The organism is Acinetobacter sp. ANC_7634 (assembly GCF_056779875.1).
On the sequence record NZ_JBWYIT010000007.1, the window covers coordinates 152,743 to 167,784 of the forward strand.

The following is a 15,042-nucleotide window of genomic DNA, read 5'->3' on the forward strand; positions in this document are numbered from 1 at the left end:
TGAGATGAAATTCAGCATAAATTTACAGACGCTTTCATCCCTTAGTGATACCTTATGCGCAAACAACTAACTTAAAATTAATCAAAATCATAAGGAATATACGATGATAAATGCAGAGCCAAGAATGACCAACTTATTTGAGCAATTAGGATTGGATTCTAGCGAGGAAGCTATTGCAGAATTTATTGAAACACATCAGTTAGAAGCTGAAACCTTTTTGACTGAAGCAAGTTTTTGGTCTGTAGGTCAACGTCAATTTTTGAAAGAAAAATTATGTTCAGATGGTTCATGGGCATTAATTATCGATCAGCTCAATGAGTCTTTACATGAAGATTCATTGAAGAAAAAAGCTTAAGTAGCTCACTTGTCTTAAAAAGTAAAAAGTCATCTGATTAGATGACTTTTAAATATCGAGTGCTGAAATTATTTCATTAAATCAACCAATGCTTTGGCTGCCTTAGATTGGGTGCGTCCCGGATGCCAAACCATACCCAATTGACGCTGCATTTCTAAATTAATATCCAGTCTGACCAGGTCTTGATTGACTAAAGTACTTGGCAAGACAGACCAACCTAACCCAATAGAAGCCAACATGCGAATGGATTCAAGCGGATTATTGCTCATGGACACTTTAGGTTTTAATCCATTTTTTTCAAATTCTGCAAGGGTGATCTGCGCTGTATATGTTTGAGCTGCAGGTAATAAACTTGGATACTGCATGAGATCTTCAAGGCTTAAATTTTTCATATTTGCCAATGGATGAAAAACTGCAGCAACGAAAACCAAAGGATCACTCCATAAAGGAACATATTTTAAACGTTCATCTAGGACAGGGGGTAAGGTTAAGAATGCCAGTTCAAGATCACCAGCTAACACTTTTTCATGAGCTTGTTCTGAATCTACAAAATGCACATCTAATGTCACATCAGGATATTGCTGAACATACCTTTTTAAATGTTGCGGTAAATGATGTAATCCAATGTGATGGCTGGTACCAACTTTAAGCTTTCCTTTAATCTGATTTTGGTCGTGGCTTAAGGTGTGATGAATATCACCTAGTTCATTTAACCAATTTTTAACTTTTGGAAGCAGGGAATGAGCCGCATGGGTGGCTTGTACACCTCGGCCAGCAGATTCAAATAATTTGACACCAAAATAATCTTCTAAACTATGAATACGTTTGGTAACAGCGGGCTGAGTGATAAATAGTTGATCAGCTGCCATAGAAATCGAACCCGTTTCCATGACTTTTATAAAAGCTTCAAAGGCAGCAAGATTCATAATTTAAACTCGGTTATGAAAATATTATTTAATTATAAAATAAATTTATATCTATTGCGAAGTAATTCTTCATAAACTGTTGCAAAAAAAGCCGCATAGTGCGGCTTAGATGAGGAGGATCACAGGTGAAACTATGCGACGATATTTTCTTCCTGTTGTATCGTTTTTTTCTCCCACACGCGTTCGTGAATGAAATAAGCCACGGCTTGTACAGTAGGCTCAAGTAAACTCAAAGTAATTGCCATCCAAATGCTGCCTGTGACAAGGTAGCCTACAATCATGGCTACCGTAATGTGCATAATGTAGTAGCTTAATGTTTTTTTGAACATGCGTTGATTATCTTCAACAAATTTTTGAATATGTGCCATGTGAACATCCTCAGTTGGTGGTGATCTTGGAGATGTTTAAATGATAAGTATTCTTATTTAATCTGTAAAAGCGAATATTATTTTTAAATTAATCGTTTTTATAGATGGTTTTTGTGTTTAAATTGATTCTAAAAAGTTTTTAAACTAATAAAAATGATAAATTAGATTTATGTGAATAGGCCGTTATAATCGTAATTAATGACAGAATTACCCAGTCCAGTGGAGCAAATCGACATGGCAGGCGAAACCCAAAAAGCAGAAACTCAAACAAAAAAAACGTTGTACGATAAATTGTGGGACGATCATTTAGTTAAACAACGCGATGATGGTTCTTCTTTACTTTATATCGACCGTCACTTGTTGCATGAAGTGACTTCTCCACAAGCTTTTGAAGGCTTACAACTTGCAGGACGTAAACCTTGGCGTTTAAGTGCAAACGTGGCAACTCCTGACCATAACGTACCAACGTCTACGAAAGAGCGTTCTGAAGGGATTGCGGGGATCGAAGATGATACTTCACGTATCCAAGTGCAAACTTTAGATGATAACTGTAAAACATTTAATGTTGCACAGTTTGATATCAACGATGTCCGTCAAGGGATCGCACACGTTGTTGGACCTGAGCAAGGTTTAACTTTACCGGGTATGACGGTTGTTTGTGGTGACTCTCATACAGCGACGCATGGTGCGTTTGGTTGCTTGGCACACGGTATTGGGACATCAGAAGTTGAACATGTATTGGCAACGCAATGTTTAGTTCAAAAGAAAATGAAAAACATGTTGGTACGTGTTGACGGCAAATTAGGTCAAGGCGTAACACCAAAAGATGTGGTTTTAGCGATTATTGGTAAAATCGGTACAGCTGGTGGTACAGGTCATGCCATCGAATTTGGTGGTCAAGTTTTCCGTGATATGTCGATCGAAGGTCGTATGACGGTATGTAACATGGCGATTGAAGGCGGTGCCCGTGTCGGTATGGTGGCTGTTGATGAAAAAACCATTGAATACGTAAAAGGTCGTCCATATGCACCGAAAGGCGAGCAGTGGGATCAAGCTGTAGCTTATTGGAATACTTTACATTCTGATGAGGGTGCACACTTTGATACAGTGGTTGTATTACAAGGTGAAGAGATTGAACCACAAGTGTCTTGGGGTACATCTCCTGAGATGGTGATTCCTGTTTCTCAAGCAGTACCGACTTTAGAACAAGCCAAAGATGACGTGCAACGTAACGACTGGACACGTGCTTATCAATATATGGGCTTAACCGCGGGTCAAGCATTGTCTGATATTAAATTGGATCGCGTATTTATCGGTTCTTGCACCAACTCTCGTATTGAAGATATCCGTGCGGCAGCTGAAGTTGCAAAAGGCAAAAAAGTTGCAAGCACGATTAAGCAAGCGATGGTTGTTCCGGGTTCTGGCTTAGTCAAAGCACAAGCAGAAGCTGAAGGTTTGGATAAAATCTTAATAGAAGCTGGTTTTGAATGGCGTGAGCCAGGTTGCTCAATGTGTTTAGCAATGAATGCAGACAAATTACAACCGGGTGAGCACTGTGCATCAACATCAAACCGTAACTTCGAAGGTCGTCAAGGTAATGGTGGTCGTACGCATTTAGTGAGCCCAGCGATGGCAGCAGCAGCGGCAATTGCAGGTCACTTTGTTGATGTACGTTCATTCTAAGAGGAGCAAACAACATGAAAAAATATACCGTTGAACAAGGTATCGTTGCACCTTTAGACCGTGCCAATGTCGATACAGATTTAATTATTCCAAAACAGTTCTTGAAATCAATTAAGCGTACAGGTTTCGGCGCGAATTTGTTTGATGAGTTACGTTATTTAGATGAAGGCTACTTGGGTCAAGACAACTCAAAGCGTCCTTTGAATCCAGATTTCGAATTGAACAAACCACGTTATCAAGGTGCTTCAATCTTGATTTCACGTGCCAACTTTGGTTGTGGTTCAAGCCGTGAACACGCGCCATGGGCTTTAGAAGAATATGGTTTCCGTACCGTAATCGCACCAAGCTATGCAGACATTTTCTACAACAACAGCTTTAAAAATGGCATGTTACCAGTGATCTTGTCTGAAGAGATTGTGGATCAATTATTCAAAGAGTGTGCAGCTCAAGAAGGTTATCAGTTAACGATTGATCTTGAAGCACAAGAAGTGCGTACACCATCTGGTGAAGCATTTAAATTTGAAGTTGATCCATTCAGAAAGCACTGTTTGTTGAATGGTTTAGATGATATTGGTTTAACGTTACAAGCGGCAGAAGATATTCGTGCTTATGAGGAAAGAACTAAAGCTGTTCGCCCATGGGTATTCCAAGAAATCAAAGCGTAACTGATACTTAAAGCTATAGTGCTCTGATTCAAGTCTTGCTAATATCGGTGCAAAATTATTCTTTTAGTTTTGCGCCGTTTGGTGAGGTTGGGCACAAATGAAGGCAAAAGTTTTATTACGCTATGCGTTTTTCGGATTGTCTGTCGCCGTTTTATCCGCTTGTCAGACCGTAGACCGATTACAACTGAAAAAGATTAAAGAAACGCCTGAAACCAGAAATCATGCTTTGATTTATTGCTCAGGAACGCTGAATTGTGAGTTTGAAAGATTTGATGAGCATCCCATTGTTGATGCTCAATCTCGAAGATTAGATCAGCGTGCGATCAAGCAAGGTATTGTGCGATTAAATGCTGGCTCTTTGAAAGATCCGCAAGCCTTATATCTTTCAGTTCCTGCTGGACTGCATGAAGTGGTGGTTCGCTTTTATCCGATTTCAGAGGAAAAAGCAGAAACTATTAATGTCATCCATCGCTTCGAAGCAAAAAAAGATTACCGATTTGTAATGTTTAGAGATCGAAGCAGTGGGAAGAAAAGTTTACTTGATGCTTCTGCACCAGAGCCATTATGTGTTGACTTGTTGCAAGAGCAACAAACTATTCGCCGTTTCTGCAAACCCTATAATGTTCTCAATGGACTAGGTGAGTTTGTGGAACAAAAAAATTTAAAAACACGTTAGTTCATACTAACTTTACAAATGGAAAATCTCATGTCTAAACAAATCTTGATTTTAGCTGGTGACGGCATTGGTCCTGAAATTGTAAAAGCAGCTGAACAGGTCCTCACCCGTGTCAATGAAAAATTTAATCTAGATTTAACATGGGAACAAGGTTTATTGGGTGGCGCTGCAATTGATGCGCATGGTTCACCTTATCCAGAAGTTACCTCTGAACAAGCAAAAAAAGCAGATGCGATTTTGTTAGGTGCTGTGGGTGGTCCGAAGTGGGATACAATTGAGCGCTCAATTCGTCCTGAGCGTGGTTTATTAAAATTACGTAGTGAACTTAACCTTTTCGCTAACTTGCGTCCAGCGATCTTGTATCCTCAATTGGCAGATGCTTCAAGTTTGAAACCTGAAATTGTTTCAGGCTTAGATATTTTAATTGTCCGTGAATTAACTGGTGGTATTTACTTTGGTCAACCACGGGGTATTCGTGAATTAGAGAATGGTGAGAAGCAAGGCTTTAATACCGACGTATATGCAGAGTCAGAAATCAAACGTATTGCTAAAGTGGCGTTTGAAATGGCGAAACTACGCGGTGGTAAAGTGTGTTCAGTTGATAAAGCGAATGTTCTTGAAGTCACTGAGCTTTGGAAACAAACAGTAACTCAGTTACATGCTGAACAGTATGCTGACATTAACTTGTCACATATGTATGTCGATAATGCAGCAATGCAATTGGTTCGTGCACCTAAACAATTTGATGTGATCGTAACAGGTAACTTGTTCGGTGATATCTTGTCTGATGAAGCAGCGATGTTGACTGGTTCAATCGGTATGTTGCCATCAGCTTCTTTAGATGAAAATGGTAAAGGGATGTATGAGCCTTGTCATGGTTCAGCACCAGATATCGCAGGTCAAAATATCGCAAACCCATTGGCAACAATTTTATCTGTTGCAATGATGCTTCGATATACGTTCCGTCAAGAAGCTGCAGCAAAAGCGATTGAAGATGCAGTAGGGAATGTTTTAGACCAAGGTTTACGTACAGCTGACATTATGTCTGAAGGCATGAAGAAGGTCGGGACAGTTGAAATGGGTGAAGCAGTTGTTGCAGCGCTTAACTAATTTCAGTTGATTCATTCAAAACGCAGCCTATGAGCTGCGTTTTTTATTGCCGAGCTTTTGAAAGCGATATTGTTTTTTTAAGCTAAAAACACTTGAGCAAGTCATTACGTTACCGTATGACTGACTTGCTGAAGCTGTCCATACAGGAATCATAAAACTATTTTCATCTCTCATCGAATTTCCCATTGGAATCGAGGTGTTGACTATACGTTCAAAGGTGAAAATGGATCGATCATCTCGAATCTCAAGATTGGGCTTCAGCTTAATGTTAAAAGAATTCAACTCGGTAGTTTCTCGGATATGTTGGATATCTTGTCCTACAAATTGTGAAACATAAGTATTCATATTTTTTTGTTCTGAAAATTTGCTGTTTGGCATGCCGTAAACAGGAAAAGTGTAAATATGCAGATGGGCAAAAAACACAATTTATTTAGTGCACGAAATAGTGGGGCAGTACGACGATTTTTTAGATTGAATGTGCAAATGGGCTTTGTTGGTATATATGATTGGATAGTAAATGAATAAATAGTGAGTTTAATTATTCTATATATCTGAATTTGTCTCTTATCACAAAGACAGGCGATTGATTTAGCTGAATGAACTTTCTATGCGATTCATAAAATAAAAGTACAAAAACAAAAAAAGCCACTCAATGTGGCTTTTCGCTTACTAACACTTAGCGTGCACGGTAAGTAATGCGACCCTTAGATAAGTCATAAGGTGTCATTTCAACTTTAACACTGTCACCAGTCAAAATACGAATATAGTGTTTACGCATTTTACCAGAAATGTGTGCAATTACTTCGTGACCGTTTTCTAAACGTACACGGAACATAGTATTAGGAAGCGTTTCGGTGACAACGCCTTCGAACTCGATAAGTTCCTCTTTATTGGCCATAGCCTACCTGATGATCAAATTGGAAAGGCGCAAATTATAGGCAAAATTTTAGAAAAAAACAAGGTTAAACCAAGTTCAGTCGGCGTTTCTATGGTCAAACTTGTCGAACAAACAAATAAAATTTTTAAACAAAAAAATGCTTAACTATGTTGTCAGTTTGGTCAATCGACTGTAATCTAATTCATAAGTTTTAAGTAAATATTAATAACATACAAGGAAGGGCACTGCGTGAGTCAGCTAACTGATGCTTCGGTTGTTCTACGATTAGGTTATCAAGCAATTCGTCGTGCTGGATTGCCCACAGAAGAAATTTTAACAAAAGCGGGTGTAGCCTTAAATCAAGTAGATCAAAATGCGCGTACGCCTTTAAGCGCGCAGTACGCTTTCTGGGTTGCTGCCGAAGAAGTCAGTAAAGATCCAGACATTGGTCTACATTTAGGTGAGCATTTACCACTTTATCGTGGTCAAGTGATTGAACATCTTTTTATTTCATCTGAAAATTTTGGCGAAGGCCTGAAAAGGGCTTTAGCGTATCAACGTCTAATCAGTGATGCATTTCATGCCAAATTAGTTATTGAAGATGATCGTTGCTACCTAACCAATGGTGAACAACCTTTCTCTGAAAACCTAGTCAATCGTCATTTTTCTGAGTGCGCGATTTCAGGCATTTTAAGATTCTTCAAATTTATTACTGAAGGTCGATTTCAACCTATATATATCGATTTTAACTTTAGCGAGGGTGCTTCAGACGATGAGTATTTCCGTGTATATGAGTGCCCGGTAAGTTTAGGCCAAAAAGAAACGCGACTTTATTTTGATCCTGCAATTTTAGATTATGTGCTTTGGCAAGCCGAGCCAGAATTACTTCAACTGCATGAGCAGTTGGCGATTGAAAAATTACAGGAGTTGGCTCGATACGATTTAGTGGGTGAGGTGCGCCGTGCCATTGGTTCTACACTTGAGAGTGGAGAAACAACGCTAGAAACTGTGGCAGCTCAGTTGAATATCACCCCACGTCGTTTGAGAACACAGCTCAGTGAAGCCAATACAAGCTTCCAGCAAATTTTATCTGACTATCGTTGTCGTTTAGCTAAAAAACTTTTGGCAAACACCAATGAAAGCGTAGAGAGAATTGTCTATCTGACGGGTTTCTCAGAACCAAGTACGTTCTATCGTGCCTTTAAACGATGGACCAATGAGACACCTGTTGAATATCGTAAGCGTAAACAGCGCTAAAAAAATCCCTTCTTATGAAGGGATTTTTTTCAATTCAAAATAAAAAATTATTCAGGCATGTTTAACCAATGAGGGCCTAGCGGCACTTTAGGCAAGTTAAACTCTTCAGGATAGTGTGCTTGGATAAAGTAAAGGCCGTCAGGTGGTGCTGTGATTCCTGCTGCTTTACGGTCTTCTGCTGCGAATATTTCATCGATATGGTCAATGTCGTACATCCCCTGACCAATTTCTAGTAAACAGCCCATAATATTGCGAACCATGTGGTGTAAAAAACCATCTGCTTGGATGTCTAGAACGAGGTAAGCACCGTGTTTGATGAGTTTGCAATGGCTCACATGGCGTACAGGCTGGTTGGATTGACACGCAGCAGCTCTAAAGCTTTCAAAGTTATGAGTACCCTCAAATTTTGAGGCTGCAGCAATCATTTTATCCACATCAAGTGGGTAATAAGCATGCGTTACTTGTTTGTGGAGTAAGGCAGGACGCATGGGTCTGTTATAAACGACATAACGATAACGGCGAGCCTGCGCTTTAAAGCGTGCATGAAAATCACTGCCCATTTCTTGAATCCACTGGATGGCAATATCTTTCGGGAGTGTACTGTTAGCTCCCATAAGCCAGCCACGAATTGGACGTATTGCATTTGTGTCAAAGTGAGCCACCATATTTGTGGCATGAACACCTGCATCTGTTCGACCCGCACCATGCAAAATGATGGGTTCATCAGCAATTTTGCTCAACACTTTTTCCATGGTTTCTTGTACGCTCGGCACGCCTGGTTGCTGTGTTTGCCAACCTCGATAACGAACGCCACTAAACTCAATTCCGATTGCAAAACGTGGCATTTGAACCTCTAATTTGATGAATCATACCAATGCTGTAACCATTGATCTGTGGAGGGGTATTGTAAATACATTTTTAGAATTTTGGCATAAAGATCGGCATCACTGAGTGTATCGTCGATCAAAATATCAGATGCTTTAATCCAACTGCTAATTGCATAGCGTTGATCTAATTCTCCAAACATGACCTGACTACTTAATACAATATGGCAGCCTAAGGCACGAAGCTGCTTCAAAATATCTGTGGTATCCGCATTAATTGCTAAATTACCGGTTCCATATGCTTGAAGTATGAGTACATGAGGCGAGTTGTCGATAAAACGCGTTAAATGCTGATTGAATAATTTGATTTCAATGGGGCGAAGACTCAGATTCGCAATATTGAGTTGTGTCGAGCGTTCAATATGTTGCTCAGTAATGTCGACAAAAGAACTTGATATGGGCTTGATGACATTTGTAAATGCTTCACCACAAAATGCATTTAGTGCCGTGCGATGAGTCTTGACTGCAGTTCTGGCATGAAAAATTTGATGGTTAAAGCATAAGTAAACACCATCAGACACATTTTCCATATATTGGATGGCATGATTCAGATTATCTAAAGCATCGCTCGATGGATGCAAAGATGTCGCTGCATGATTGAGCAGAGGAAATTGGCTACCTGTGATAATGACTCGACACGTATCATGGAGAAATCGAGAAAGAATAGCCGCAGCATAACTCATGGTATCGGTACCATGAATGACAATAAAATTTTGAAATTGTTTAGCTTGTAATTGTTGAATTTGTTGGATTAACAGCAACCAATCACGCGCCATACATGCACTACTGTCTTTAATCTCATGAGCCTGGACAAGCTCGATTTGATTTTGAACGGGCAAAATTTCTTTTAATTGCGGAAAAAAATCGGCAGCAGGCATAGGCGCTAAAGGTTCACCAACGCAACCAAATGTACCACCCATATAGATTAAAGCTATTTTTGAACTCATAAAAAAGCAGCCTAATTAGACTGCTTCATATTAAGATTAATTGGAATCAGATTCCATGCTCTCTCGGAGTTTTGCTGCACGCATTTTTTGTTCATCATTGTAATGCGATTCATATTCCGTAATTAATTTTTCTGCTTCATCAAACGCGCCAAATTTAATGTATTGATCCGCTAAATCTAAGTTAAGTTGAATTTCATCAACGTTGAGTAATTCAGGAAAACGTTGTACAAGAGGATCATCAGGACGATTCGGATTCATTTTTATCGCAGATGTTTCATGCGAATGATTCTGTTGCACTTCTACATTTTCATCTGATGAATTGAGGTCAAAATTAAACTCGTTTATCGGTTCAATTGAGCTTTCTATTGTAGATTTTGAATCAAGATTTTCCTCAAAGTCGAAAGTTACAAAATCTAAATTTTGATCATTCACGCTTTGTTCTGGAACTTTTGCTGAGCTAGATATTTCAGCATCAAAGTTAAAATCATCTGAAAGATCAAAAGTGAGTTCATCCTTAGATGTTGTTTGAGAATGAGGCTGTTCCGACTGATCTGAAAAGCTAAATTCCAATGGATCTATTTCAATATTCAGTTCTTGTGGATTTTTTTCTAATGGAGAAGAGCTCAGTGCTGAATGAGAGAGATCTGTTTTTTCAACCCATTCTTGACTTAAATCAAGTGTGAAGTCGAGATTTTGGATGGACTCATTTTCTGAAGCAAGGTTCTCAGCATCAGTTGAGTGCACTGATGCTGTTTGTGATTTATTTTCAGACTGAAAACTGGAGAAATCTAAATCAAACTCTAAGGGTGCGCGATCTTCAGTCGATTGATTGGTTGTTTCAGATTCAGTCTGTGTTTGAGCATTTGGCTCGAAAGTTAAATCTGTCGTTATAAATTCTAAAGGTGTTTGCTCTTTTGATGCAGGAGTCTTCTCATCATCTTGCTCGAATGGGTGTTGTGAGGTTGGTTGCGGTGTATCTTCCATAAAAAAATCGAGTTCAAAATGCTCGTTTTGCGATGGAGTCTGTTGTTCAGTTGCCTGCTGATTTTCAGCCTGATCAGAAGGGAGCTGGTCAATGATTTCTTCATTGGTTTTATTGAGCGTAAACTCTTCTGCTAAATCGAGCTGTTCTGAGCTAAATACAAAATGAGCAGTAGGTTCAGCAGAGACATGCTCAGTTTCTTCCTCAGGAGTGCTTTTCTTCTCTTTGGCTTGTAAGGGATGTGGGTATTGTTCTGTTTCAAACACAAATGTTGAGCTTTGAGAAGGAAGAGAAGATTGCTCTGTGGTCTCATTTGTTTCAGTGGGTGTGCTTTCCTGAGTGCTATGTTGTTCATCCTGTGATTTGATGAGATGATCAAAGGCTTGTTCTGATTGCACTGCAGGGATTTCAGTTATAAAACTGGTGCTATGAAACTGTGCAGCATGACGAGGCTGATTCTCGGTGTTCGATATATCCCGTGATTCTTTCGCAATTTCTTTATTCTGTTCCGCTTCTTTTGCAGCTTTAAGTTTGTCTTCAGCTTCATCCGCAATGTAATGTAATCCAGTGGAGCGTAAATAATTACTTAATTGTTTTAAAGCAAATTCATCATTCTGTAGGATGTGAATATCAATCAAATACGAGTAAAGCTCATGTTGTCTAGGATCACGATTCAATGCTTGATTGATTTTTGCTTCGGCTGACATATAGCTTTCTGATTGAATTAAGTATTCAATGCTGGCTTTAAGTTCATCAGCCACTGGTTCGGCACTTAAGTCTTGTGGTGCGCCATGACCGTGCTGTGAATAGGCTTGTTGTGGGGTGGAGCGAGTTTTAGGGCTTTTCTTAGCGCGTTTTACACTCACATTTTTTTTAGATTTTGTTGATCCTGTGTCACCATTTTTTTGTTTATCCTCACGTTTTTTGAGCACCAGTGCGATTAACAGCAAGACGACAAATGGAATGACATACAACATAATTTTTCCCCTTCATTGAATTCAATGAATTTATTGCAAATCTAATACCTGAGTGCTCGAAATATTGGACTGTTTTTAATCTCGATTTTTTATATTCTCAGTTCATCATTATGCATCGATCAAGATGTTCGAAATAAGAAGTGATGAGATTGTAATTTAACTGTTTTTTGTATAGATGTCATAATATTTCCTTTCAAATAGCACTCCAAGCTCTAATCAATTCAAATTGCATAAAAAAAGCCGATCTAATCAGACCGGCTTTTTATTGAAGTGACTATTAAAAATTAAGCATTTTTATAGTCAATCAAGATGCGTAGCATACGGCGTAAAGGTTCAGCAGCACCCCAAAGTAATTGGTCACCAACAGTGAACGCGCCTAAATACTCTTTACCCATATTAAGTTTACGTAAACGACCTACTGGAACAGTAAGCGTGCCTGTTACTGCAACAGGTGTAAGATCAGTCATTGATGCTTCACGTGTGTTCGGCACAACTTTAGACCAGTCATTTGCACTTGCAATGATGTCTTCAATTTCATTTAAAGGAACATCTTTACGAAGTTTTAAAGTCAATGCTTGTGAGTGACAGCGCATTGCACCAATACGTACACAGTGACCATCAATAGGTACAATTTGTGAATTACCAAGAATCTTATTGGTTTCAACTTGACCTTTCCATTCCTCTTTCGATTGACCGCTTTCAAGCTGTTTGTCGATATAAGGAATTAAAGAACCTGCTAAAGGTACACCGAAGTTTGCTGAAGGGAATCCTTCACCACGTTGTAATTCAGCAATTTTAGAGTCGATATCTAAAATTGGAGAACGTGGATCGTCTAATAGATCTTTTGTATTGTTATACAAATAGCCCATACCTGTGATGAGTTCACGCATGTTTTGCGCACCCGCACCAGAAGCAGCTTGGTAAGTCATTGAAGTCGCCCATTCAACAAGATTGTTTTGGAACAGACCACCAAGACCCATTAACATCAATGAAACAGTACAGTTACCGCCTACAAATGTTTTCGTACCTTTTACCAAACCGTCTTTGATCACATTCATGTTGACTGGATCTAATACGATGATTGCTTCATCGTCCATACGCAATGTAGATGCAGCGTCAATCCAGTAACCATTCCAACCATCAGCTTTCAACTTAGGGAAAACTTCAGTGGTATAATCACCACCTTGGCAGGTAATAATGACATCCATTTGCTTCAGACTATTAATGTCTGTCGCATCCATAAGTGCTGGGGCAGTTTTACCACCAAACGCAGGGGCTTCACCACCTGCATTACTGGTAGAGAAGTAGAATGGCTCAAAATGAGCGAAATCATTCTCTTCAACCATACGTTGCATAAGGACGGAACCAACCATCCCGCGCCAACCGACCAGACCTACTTTCATGTCACTTTGCCTCGGTGCGTTAAAATAAAAAAGGGGGTTCGAGTGTATCAAAAGAGTGTATAACTGCAAGTGGTACACAATCAAAACAGCAAATATATTGTGCAATATATCTTGTTTATGTTACATGCAAAACTAATATAAATTTATGAATCATCGAAAAATTAAGAATATATAAAGAGAAGCGCTATGCTATGGATTGAGATACTGGCTGTTGTTGTGATTTGGTTAAGTTTTTGGTCTTTGATTCCGCGTGATGAGTGGTGGTTTCGAGGTGCCGATTTTCCAAGACTACAAATTTTAGCCCTAGGCTTTATCGCATTTATCCTCCTGTTGATTTGGGATGGGGAATGGGATTTAAGACGCCAAGTCATATTTGTTGGATTAATTGCTGCATTAGCATATCAATTGAAGATGGTTTTGCCTTATACCTTAATTTGGAAAAAACAGGTGAAACAGGTCCAACCAGATCAACTTGATCCATCAAAGCAAATCTCTTTAATTGTGTCGAATGTTTTAACACCAAATACAGAATATCATCGTTTGATTGAACAGATTCATCAGCATCAACCCGATATCGTATTGACGCTTGAAACAGACCAAACCTGGCAGAATGAACTTTCAGTCATCGAAGCGGATTATCCTTATCGTGTTCCAGTACCTTTAGATAATCTCTATGGAATGCATCTCTACAGTAAGTTGGAATTGAGTGATACCGAAGTCAAATTCATACTGAGTAATGAGATTCCTTCTATTCATACCACAGTGAAATTACGTTCTGGACAGCCAGTTCAATTATATTGTTTACATCCCAAACCGCCGAGTCCAACTGAAGCCAAAGACTCTACATTACGTGATGCTGAATTGTTGATTGTCGGTGATCAAATTAAAGACTTGGATGAAAGTTGCATTGTCATGGGAGATCTAAACGATGTGGCATGGTCTCGTACCACACGACTATTTCAACGTATCAGTGGTTTGTTAGACCCGCGTGTTGGACGTCATTATGTCAATACCTTCCATGCGGACTATCCGCTATTACGATGGTCACTCGATCATGTATTCCACAGCACTGATTTTGCTTTGGTGAAAATGGAGCGATTACCGCATATTGGTTCGGATCACTTTCCTGTGTACGTTGTTTTACAAACTGGACGACAATTTGAGCAAGTACAGCAAGAATTAGAACAGACGGATGCTGATGAGCAAGAGGCTCAGGAGGCGATTCAAGAAGGTATTGCGAAAGCTGAGAAAGAAGAGAAACAAGTGACAGATGAAATTGCGCAAGATTATAAAGATGGCAAACAAGTGTGAATGGATGCGTGTAAGAAATTGCTTACAATGAATGTGTCTGTTGACCCATAGTCACGAAGCGAGCTTAAGCGTAATCTAAGCTTATCGGCACAGGGAGTGGGAATGGAATGATCCCAATATGGAAGACGACGCCGACGGAAAATCATCATGGAGATGATGTAGGAAAGGAAAGCCAATAAAACAATAATATGATTTTTGAAAAGCACAACCTCATCGACCCGAGTTTTACAGGATGTAGAACTCGGGTTTAGTTTATGGTGGATTTAAACGTTTATATGCATACAGGTCGAATGAATTAAATCTCGTTATTCAGCTCTAATCTTTTATTAATGCTATGATTTGCCAAAATGAAAATATTGAGCAGATGGGGTATGAGTTTGTTTCTTAAAAATATGAAAGACATAACTACAAGCAAATCCTTCGCTTCGATCGTTGTGTTAAATGTACTAATGAGTACCAATGTTTTTGCACAAGAAGCTGATGAAAAAATGATGGATGCGGTTCCATCTCAAGAACAGGTCGCGAACACTGAAGCTAAAGAAGCTAAAGAAGCTAAAGAAGCTAAAGAAGCTAAAGAAGCTAAAGAAGCTAAAGAAGCTAAAGAAGCTAAAGAAGCTAAAG

Annotated in this window: 16 protein-coding genes; 8 read left to right on the forward strand and 8 right to left on the reverse strand. The window is 39.2% G+C overall.

Features of this window, described 5'->3' with window-relative positions; translation table 11 throughout:
* Positions 1–103 precede the first annotated feature (103 nt).
* Positions 104–355 (forward strand): DUF2789 family protein, encoded by a 252-nt coding sequence (locus tag AC1M9A_RS09200; protein WP_481610081.1) that lies wholly within the window; start codon positions 104–106, stop codon positions 353–355.
* Between the two features lie 68 nt (positions 356–423).
* On the opposite strand, the gene AC1M9A_RS09205 is transcribed toward AC1M9A_RS09200, so the two are convergent.
* Both AC1M9A_RS09205 and AC1M9A_RS09210 read right to left on the reverse strand, forming a co-directional pair.
* Positions 424–1,281, reverse strand: a complete 858-nt coding sequence (locus AC1M9A_RS09205; protein WP_481610082.1) for a LysR family transcriptional regulator — start codon at positions 1,279–1,281, stop codon at positions 424–426.
* Between the two features lie 131 nt (positions 1,282–1,412).
* Complete coding sequence (locus tag AC1M9A_RS09210) at positions 1,413–1,649, reverse strand: DUF2061 domain-containing protein (protein ID WP_035264169.1); 237 nt, start codon at positions 1,647–1,649, stop codon at positions 1,413–1,415.
* Between the two features lie 234 nt (positions 1,650–1,883).
* Between AC1M9A_RS09210 and leuC the strand changes: the two genes are divergently transcribed.
* The 4 genes from leuC to leuB all read left to right on the forward strand — a co-directional run bounded on the left by leuC (position 1,884) and on the right by leuB (position 5,783).
* Positions 1,884–3,332, forward strand: coding sequence for a 3-isopropylmalate dehydratase large subunit (gene leuC / locus AC1M9A_RS09215; RefSeq protein WP_481607306.1), 1,449 nt, complete (start codon positions 1,884–1,886; stop codon positions 3,330–3,332).
* Between the two features lie 14 nt (positions 3,333–3,346).
* A complete protein-coding gene (leuD, locus tag AC1M9A_RS09220) occupies positions 3,347–3,997 on the forward strand; it encodes a 3-isopropylmalate dehydratase small subunit (protein ID WP_481592412.1) in 651 nt (216 codons plus the stop codon).
* A 97-nt stretch (positions 3,998–4,094) separates the two neighbouring features.
* Positions 4,095–4,673: a hypothetical protein gene (locus AC1M9A_RS09225; RefSeq protein ID WP_179998722.1), complete on the forward strand. Its 579-nt coding sequence runs from the start codon at positions 4,095–4,097 to the stop codon at positions 4,671–4,673.
* A 30-nt stretch (positions 4,674–4,703) separates the two neighbouring features.
* Positions 4,704–5,783 (forward strand): 3-isopropylmalate dehydrogenase, encoded by a 1,080-nt coding sequence (leuB, locus tag AC1M9A_RS09230; RefSeq protein WP_481596213.1) that lies wholly within the window; start codon positions 4,704–4,706, stop codon positions 5,781–5,783.
* 27 nt (positions 5,784–5,810) lie between these two features.
* Here leuB and AC1M9A_RS09235 read toward each other — a convergent pair whose 3' ends face one another.
* Together AC1M9A_RS09235 and infA are read right to left on the reverse strand one after the other, a co-directional pair.
* Positions 5,811–6,128 (reverse strand): hypothetical protein, encoded by a 318-nt coding sequence (locus AC1M9A_RS09235; RefSeq protein WP_143047400.1) that lies wholly within the window; start codon positions 6,126–6,128, stop codon positions 5,811–5,813.
* A 331-nt stretch (positions 6,129–6,459) separates the two neighbouring features.
* On the reverse strand, positions 6,460–6,681 hold the full coding sequence (gene infA, locus AC1M9A_RS09240) for a translation initiation factor IF-1 (RefSeq protein WP_004692529.1): 222 nt from the start codon (positions 6,679–6,681) through the stop codon (positions 6,460–6,462).
* 228 nt (positions 6,682–6,909) lie between these two features.
* Between infA and AC1M9A_RS09245 the strand changes: the two genes are divergently transcribed.
* Complete coding sequence (locus AC1M9A_RS09245) at positions 6,910–7,917, forward strand: AraC family transcriptional regulator (RefSeq protein WP_035264130.1); 1,008 nt, start codon at positions 6,910–6,912, stop codon at positions 7,915–7,917.
* A gap of 47 nt (positions 7,918–7,964) precedes the next feature.
* Here AC1M9A_RS09245 and truA read toward each other — a convergent pair whose 3' ends face one another.
* From truA to asd, 4 genes are all read right to left on the reverse strand, one after another.
* Complete coding sequence (gene truA / locus AC1M9A_RS09250) at positions 7,965–8,762, reverse strand: tRNA pseudouridine(38-40) synthase TruA (RefSeq protein WP_092766713.1); 798 nt, start codon at positions 8,760–8,762, stop codon at positions 7,965–7,967.
* Positions 8,763–8,770: 8 nt separating this feature from the next.
* Entirely contained in the window at positions 8,771–9,748 is a 978-nt protein-coding gene (locus AC1M9A_RS09255) for an asparaginase domain-containing protein (RefSeq protein WP_481588650.1), read from the reverse strand.
* A 36-nt stretch (positions 9,749–9,784) separates the two neighbouring features.
* Entirely contained in the window at positions 9,785–11,707 is a 1,923-nt protein-coding gene (locus AC1M9A_RS09260; RefSeq protein ID WP_481594849.1) for a hypothetical protein, read from the reverse strand.
* A 284-nt stretch (positions 11,708–11,991) separates the two neighbouring features.
* A complete protein-coding gene (asd, locus tag AC1M9A_RS09265; protein WP_035264122.1) occupies positions 11,992–13,110 on the reverse strand; it encodes an aspartate-semialdehyde dehydrogenase in 1,119 nt (372 codons plus the stop codon).
* A 186-nt stretch (positions 13,111–13,296) separates the two neighbouring features.
* Between asd and AC1M9A_RS09270 the strand changes: the two genes are divergently transcribed.
* Both AC1M9A_RS09270 and AC1M9A_RS09275 read left to right on the forward strand, forming a co-directional pair.
* Positions 13,297–14,421, forward strand: coding sequence for an endonuclease/exonuclease/phosphatase family protein (locus AC1M9A_RS09270; RefSeq protein WP_035264120.1), 1,125 nt, complete (start codon positions 13,297–13,299; stop codon positions 14,419–14,421).
* 371 nt (positions 14,422–14,792) lie between these two features.
* On the forward strand, positions 14,793–15,042 hold a 250-nt coding region (locus AC1M9A_RS09275), incomplete at its 3' end, for a hypothetical protein (RefSeq protein ID WP_481593411.1).

Excerpts from the sequence above, each read along its gene's own strand:
- AC1M9A_RS09200 (WP_481610081.1), top strand. The coding sequence starts at position 104 with ATGATAAATGCAGAGCCAAGAATGACCAACTTATTTGAGCAATTAGGA.
- AC1M9A_RS09205 (WP_481610082.1), bottom strand. The coding sequence starts at position 1,281 with ATGAATCTTGCTGCCTTTGAAGCTTTTATAAAAGTCATGGAAACGGGT.
- AC1M9A_RS09210 (WP_035264169.1), bottom strand. The coding sequence starts at position 1,649 with ATGGCACATATTCAAAAATTTGTTGAAGATAATCAACGCATGTTCAAA.
- leuC (WP_481607306.1), top strand. The coding sequence starts at position 1,884 with ATGGCAGGCGAAACCCAAAAAGCAGAAACTCAAACAAAAAAAACGTTG.
- leuD (WP_481592412.1), top strand. The coding sequence starts at position 3,347 with ATGAAAAAATATACCGTTGAACAAGGTATCGTTGCACCTTTAGACCGT.
- AC1M9A_RS09225 (WP_179998722.1), top strand. The coding sequence starts at position 4,095 with ATGAAGGCAAAAGTTTTATTACGCTATGCGTTTTTCGGATTGTCTGTC.
- leuB (WP_481596213.1), top strand. The coding sequence starts at position 4,704 with ATGTCTAAACAAATCTTGATTTTAGCTGGTGACGGCATTGGTCCTGAA.
- AC1M9A_RS09235 (WP_143047400.1), bottom strand. The coding sequence starts at position 6,128 with ATGAATACTTATGTTTCACAATTTGTAGGACAAGATATCCAACATATC.
- infA (WP_004692529.1), bottom strand. The coding sequence starts at position 6,681 with ATGGCCAATAAAGAGGAACTTATCGAGTTCGAAGGCGTTGTCACCGAA.
- truA (WP_092766713.1), bottom strand. The coding sequence starts at position 8,762 with ATGCCACGTTTTGCAATCGGAATTGAGTTTAGTGGCGTTCGTTATCGA.
- AC1M9A_RS09255 (WP_481588650.1), bottom strand. The coding sequence starts at position 9,748 with ATGAGTTCAAAAATAGCTTTAATCTATATGGGTGGTACATTTGGTTGC.
- AC1M9A_RS09260 (WP_481594849.1), bottom strand. The coding sequence starts at position 11,707 with ATGTTGTATGTCATTCCATTTGTCGTCTTGCTGTTAATCGCACTGGTG.
- asd (WP_035264122.1), bottom strand. The coding sequence starts at position 13,110 with ATGAAAGTAGGTCTGGTCGGTTGGCGCGGGATGGTTGGTTCCGTCCTT.
- AC1M9A_RS09270 (WP_035264120.1), top strand. The coding sequence starts at position 13,297 with ATGCTATGGATTGAGATACTGGCTGTTGTTGTGATTTGGTTAAGTTTT.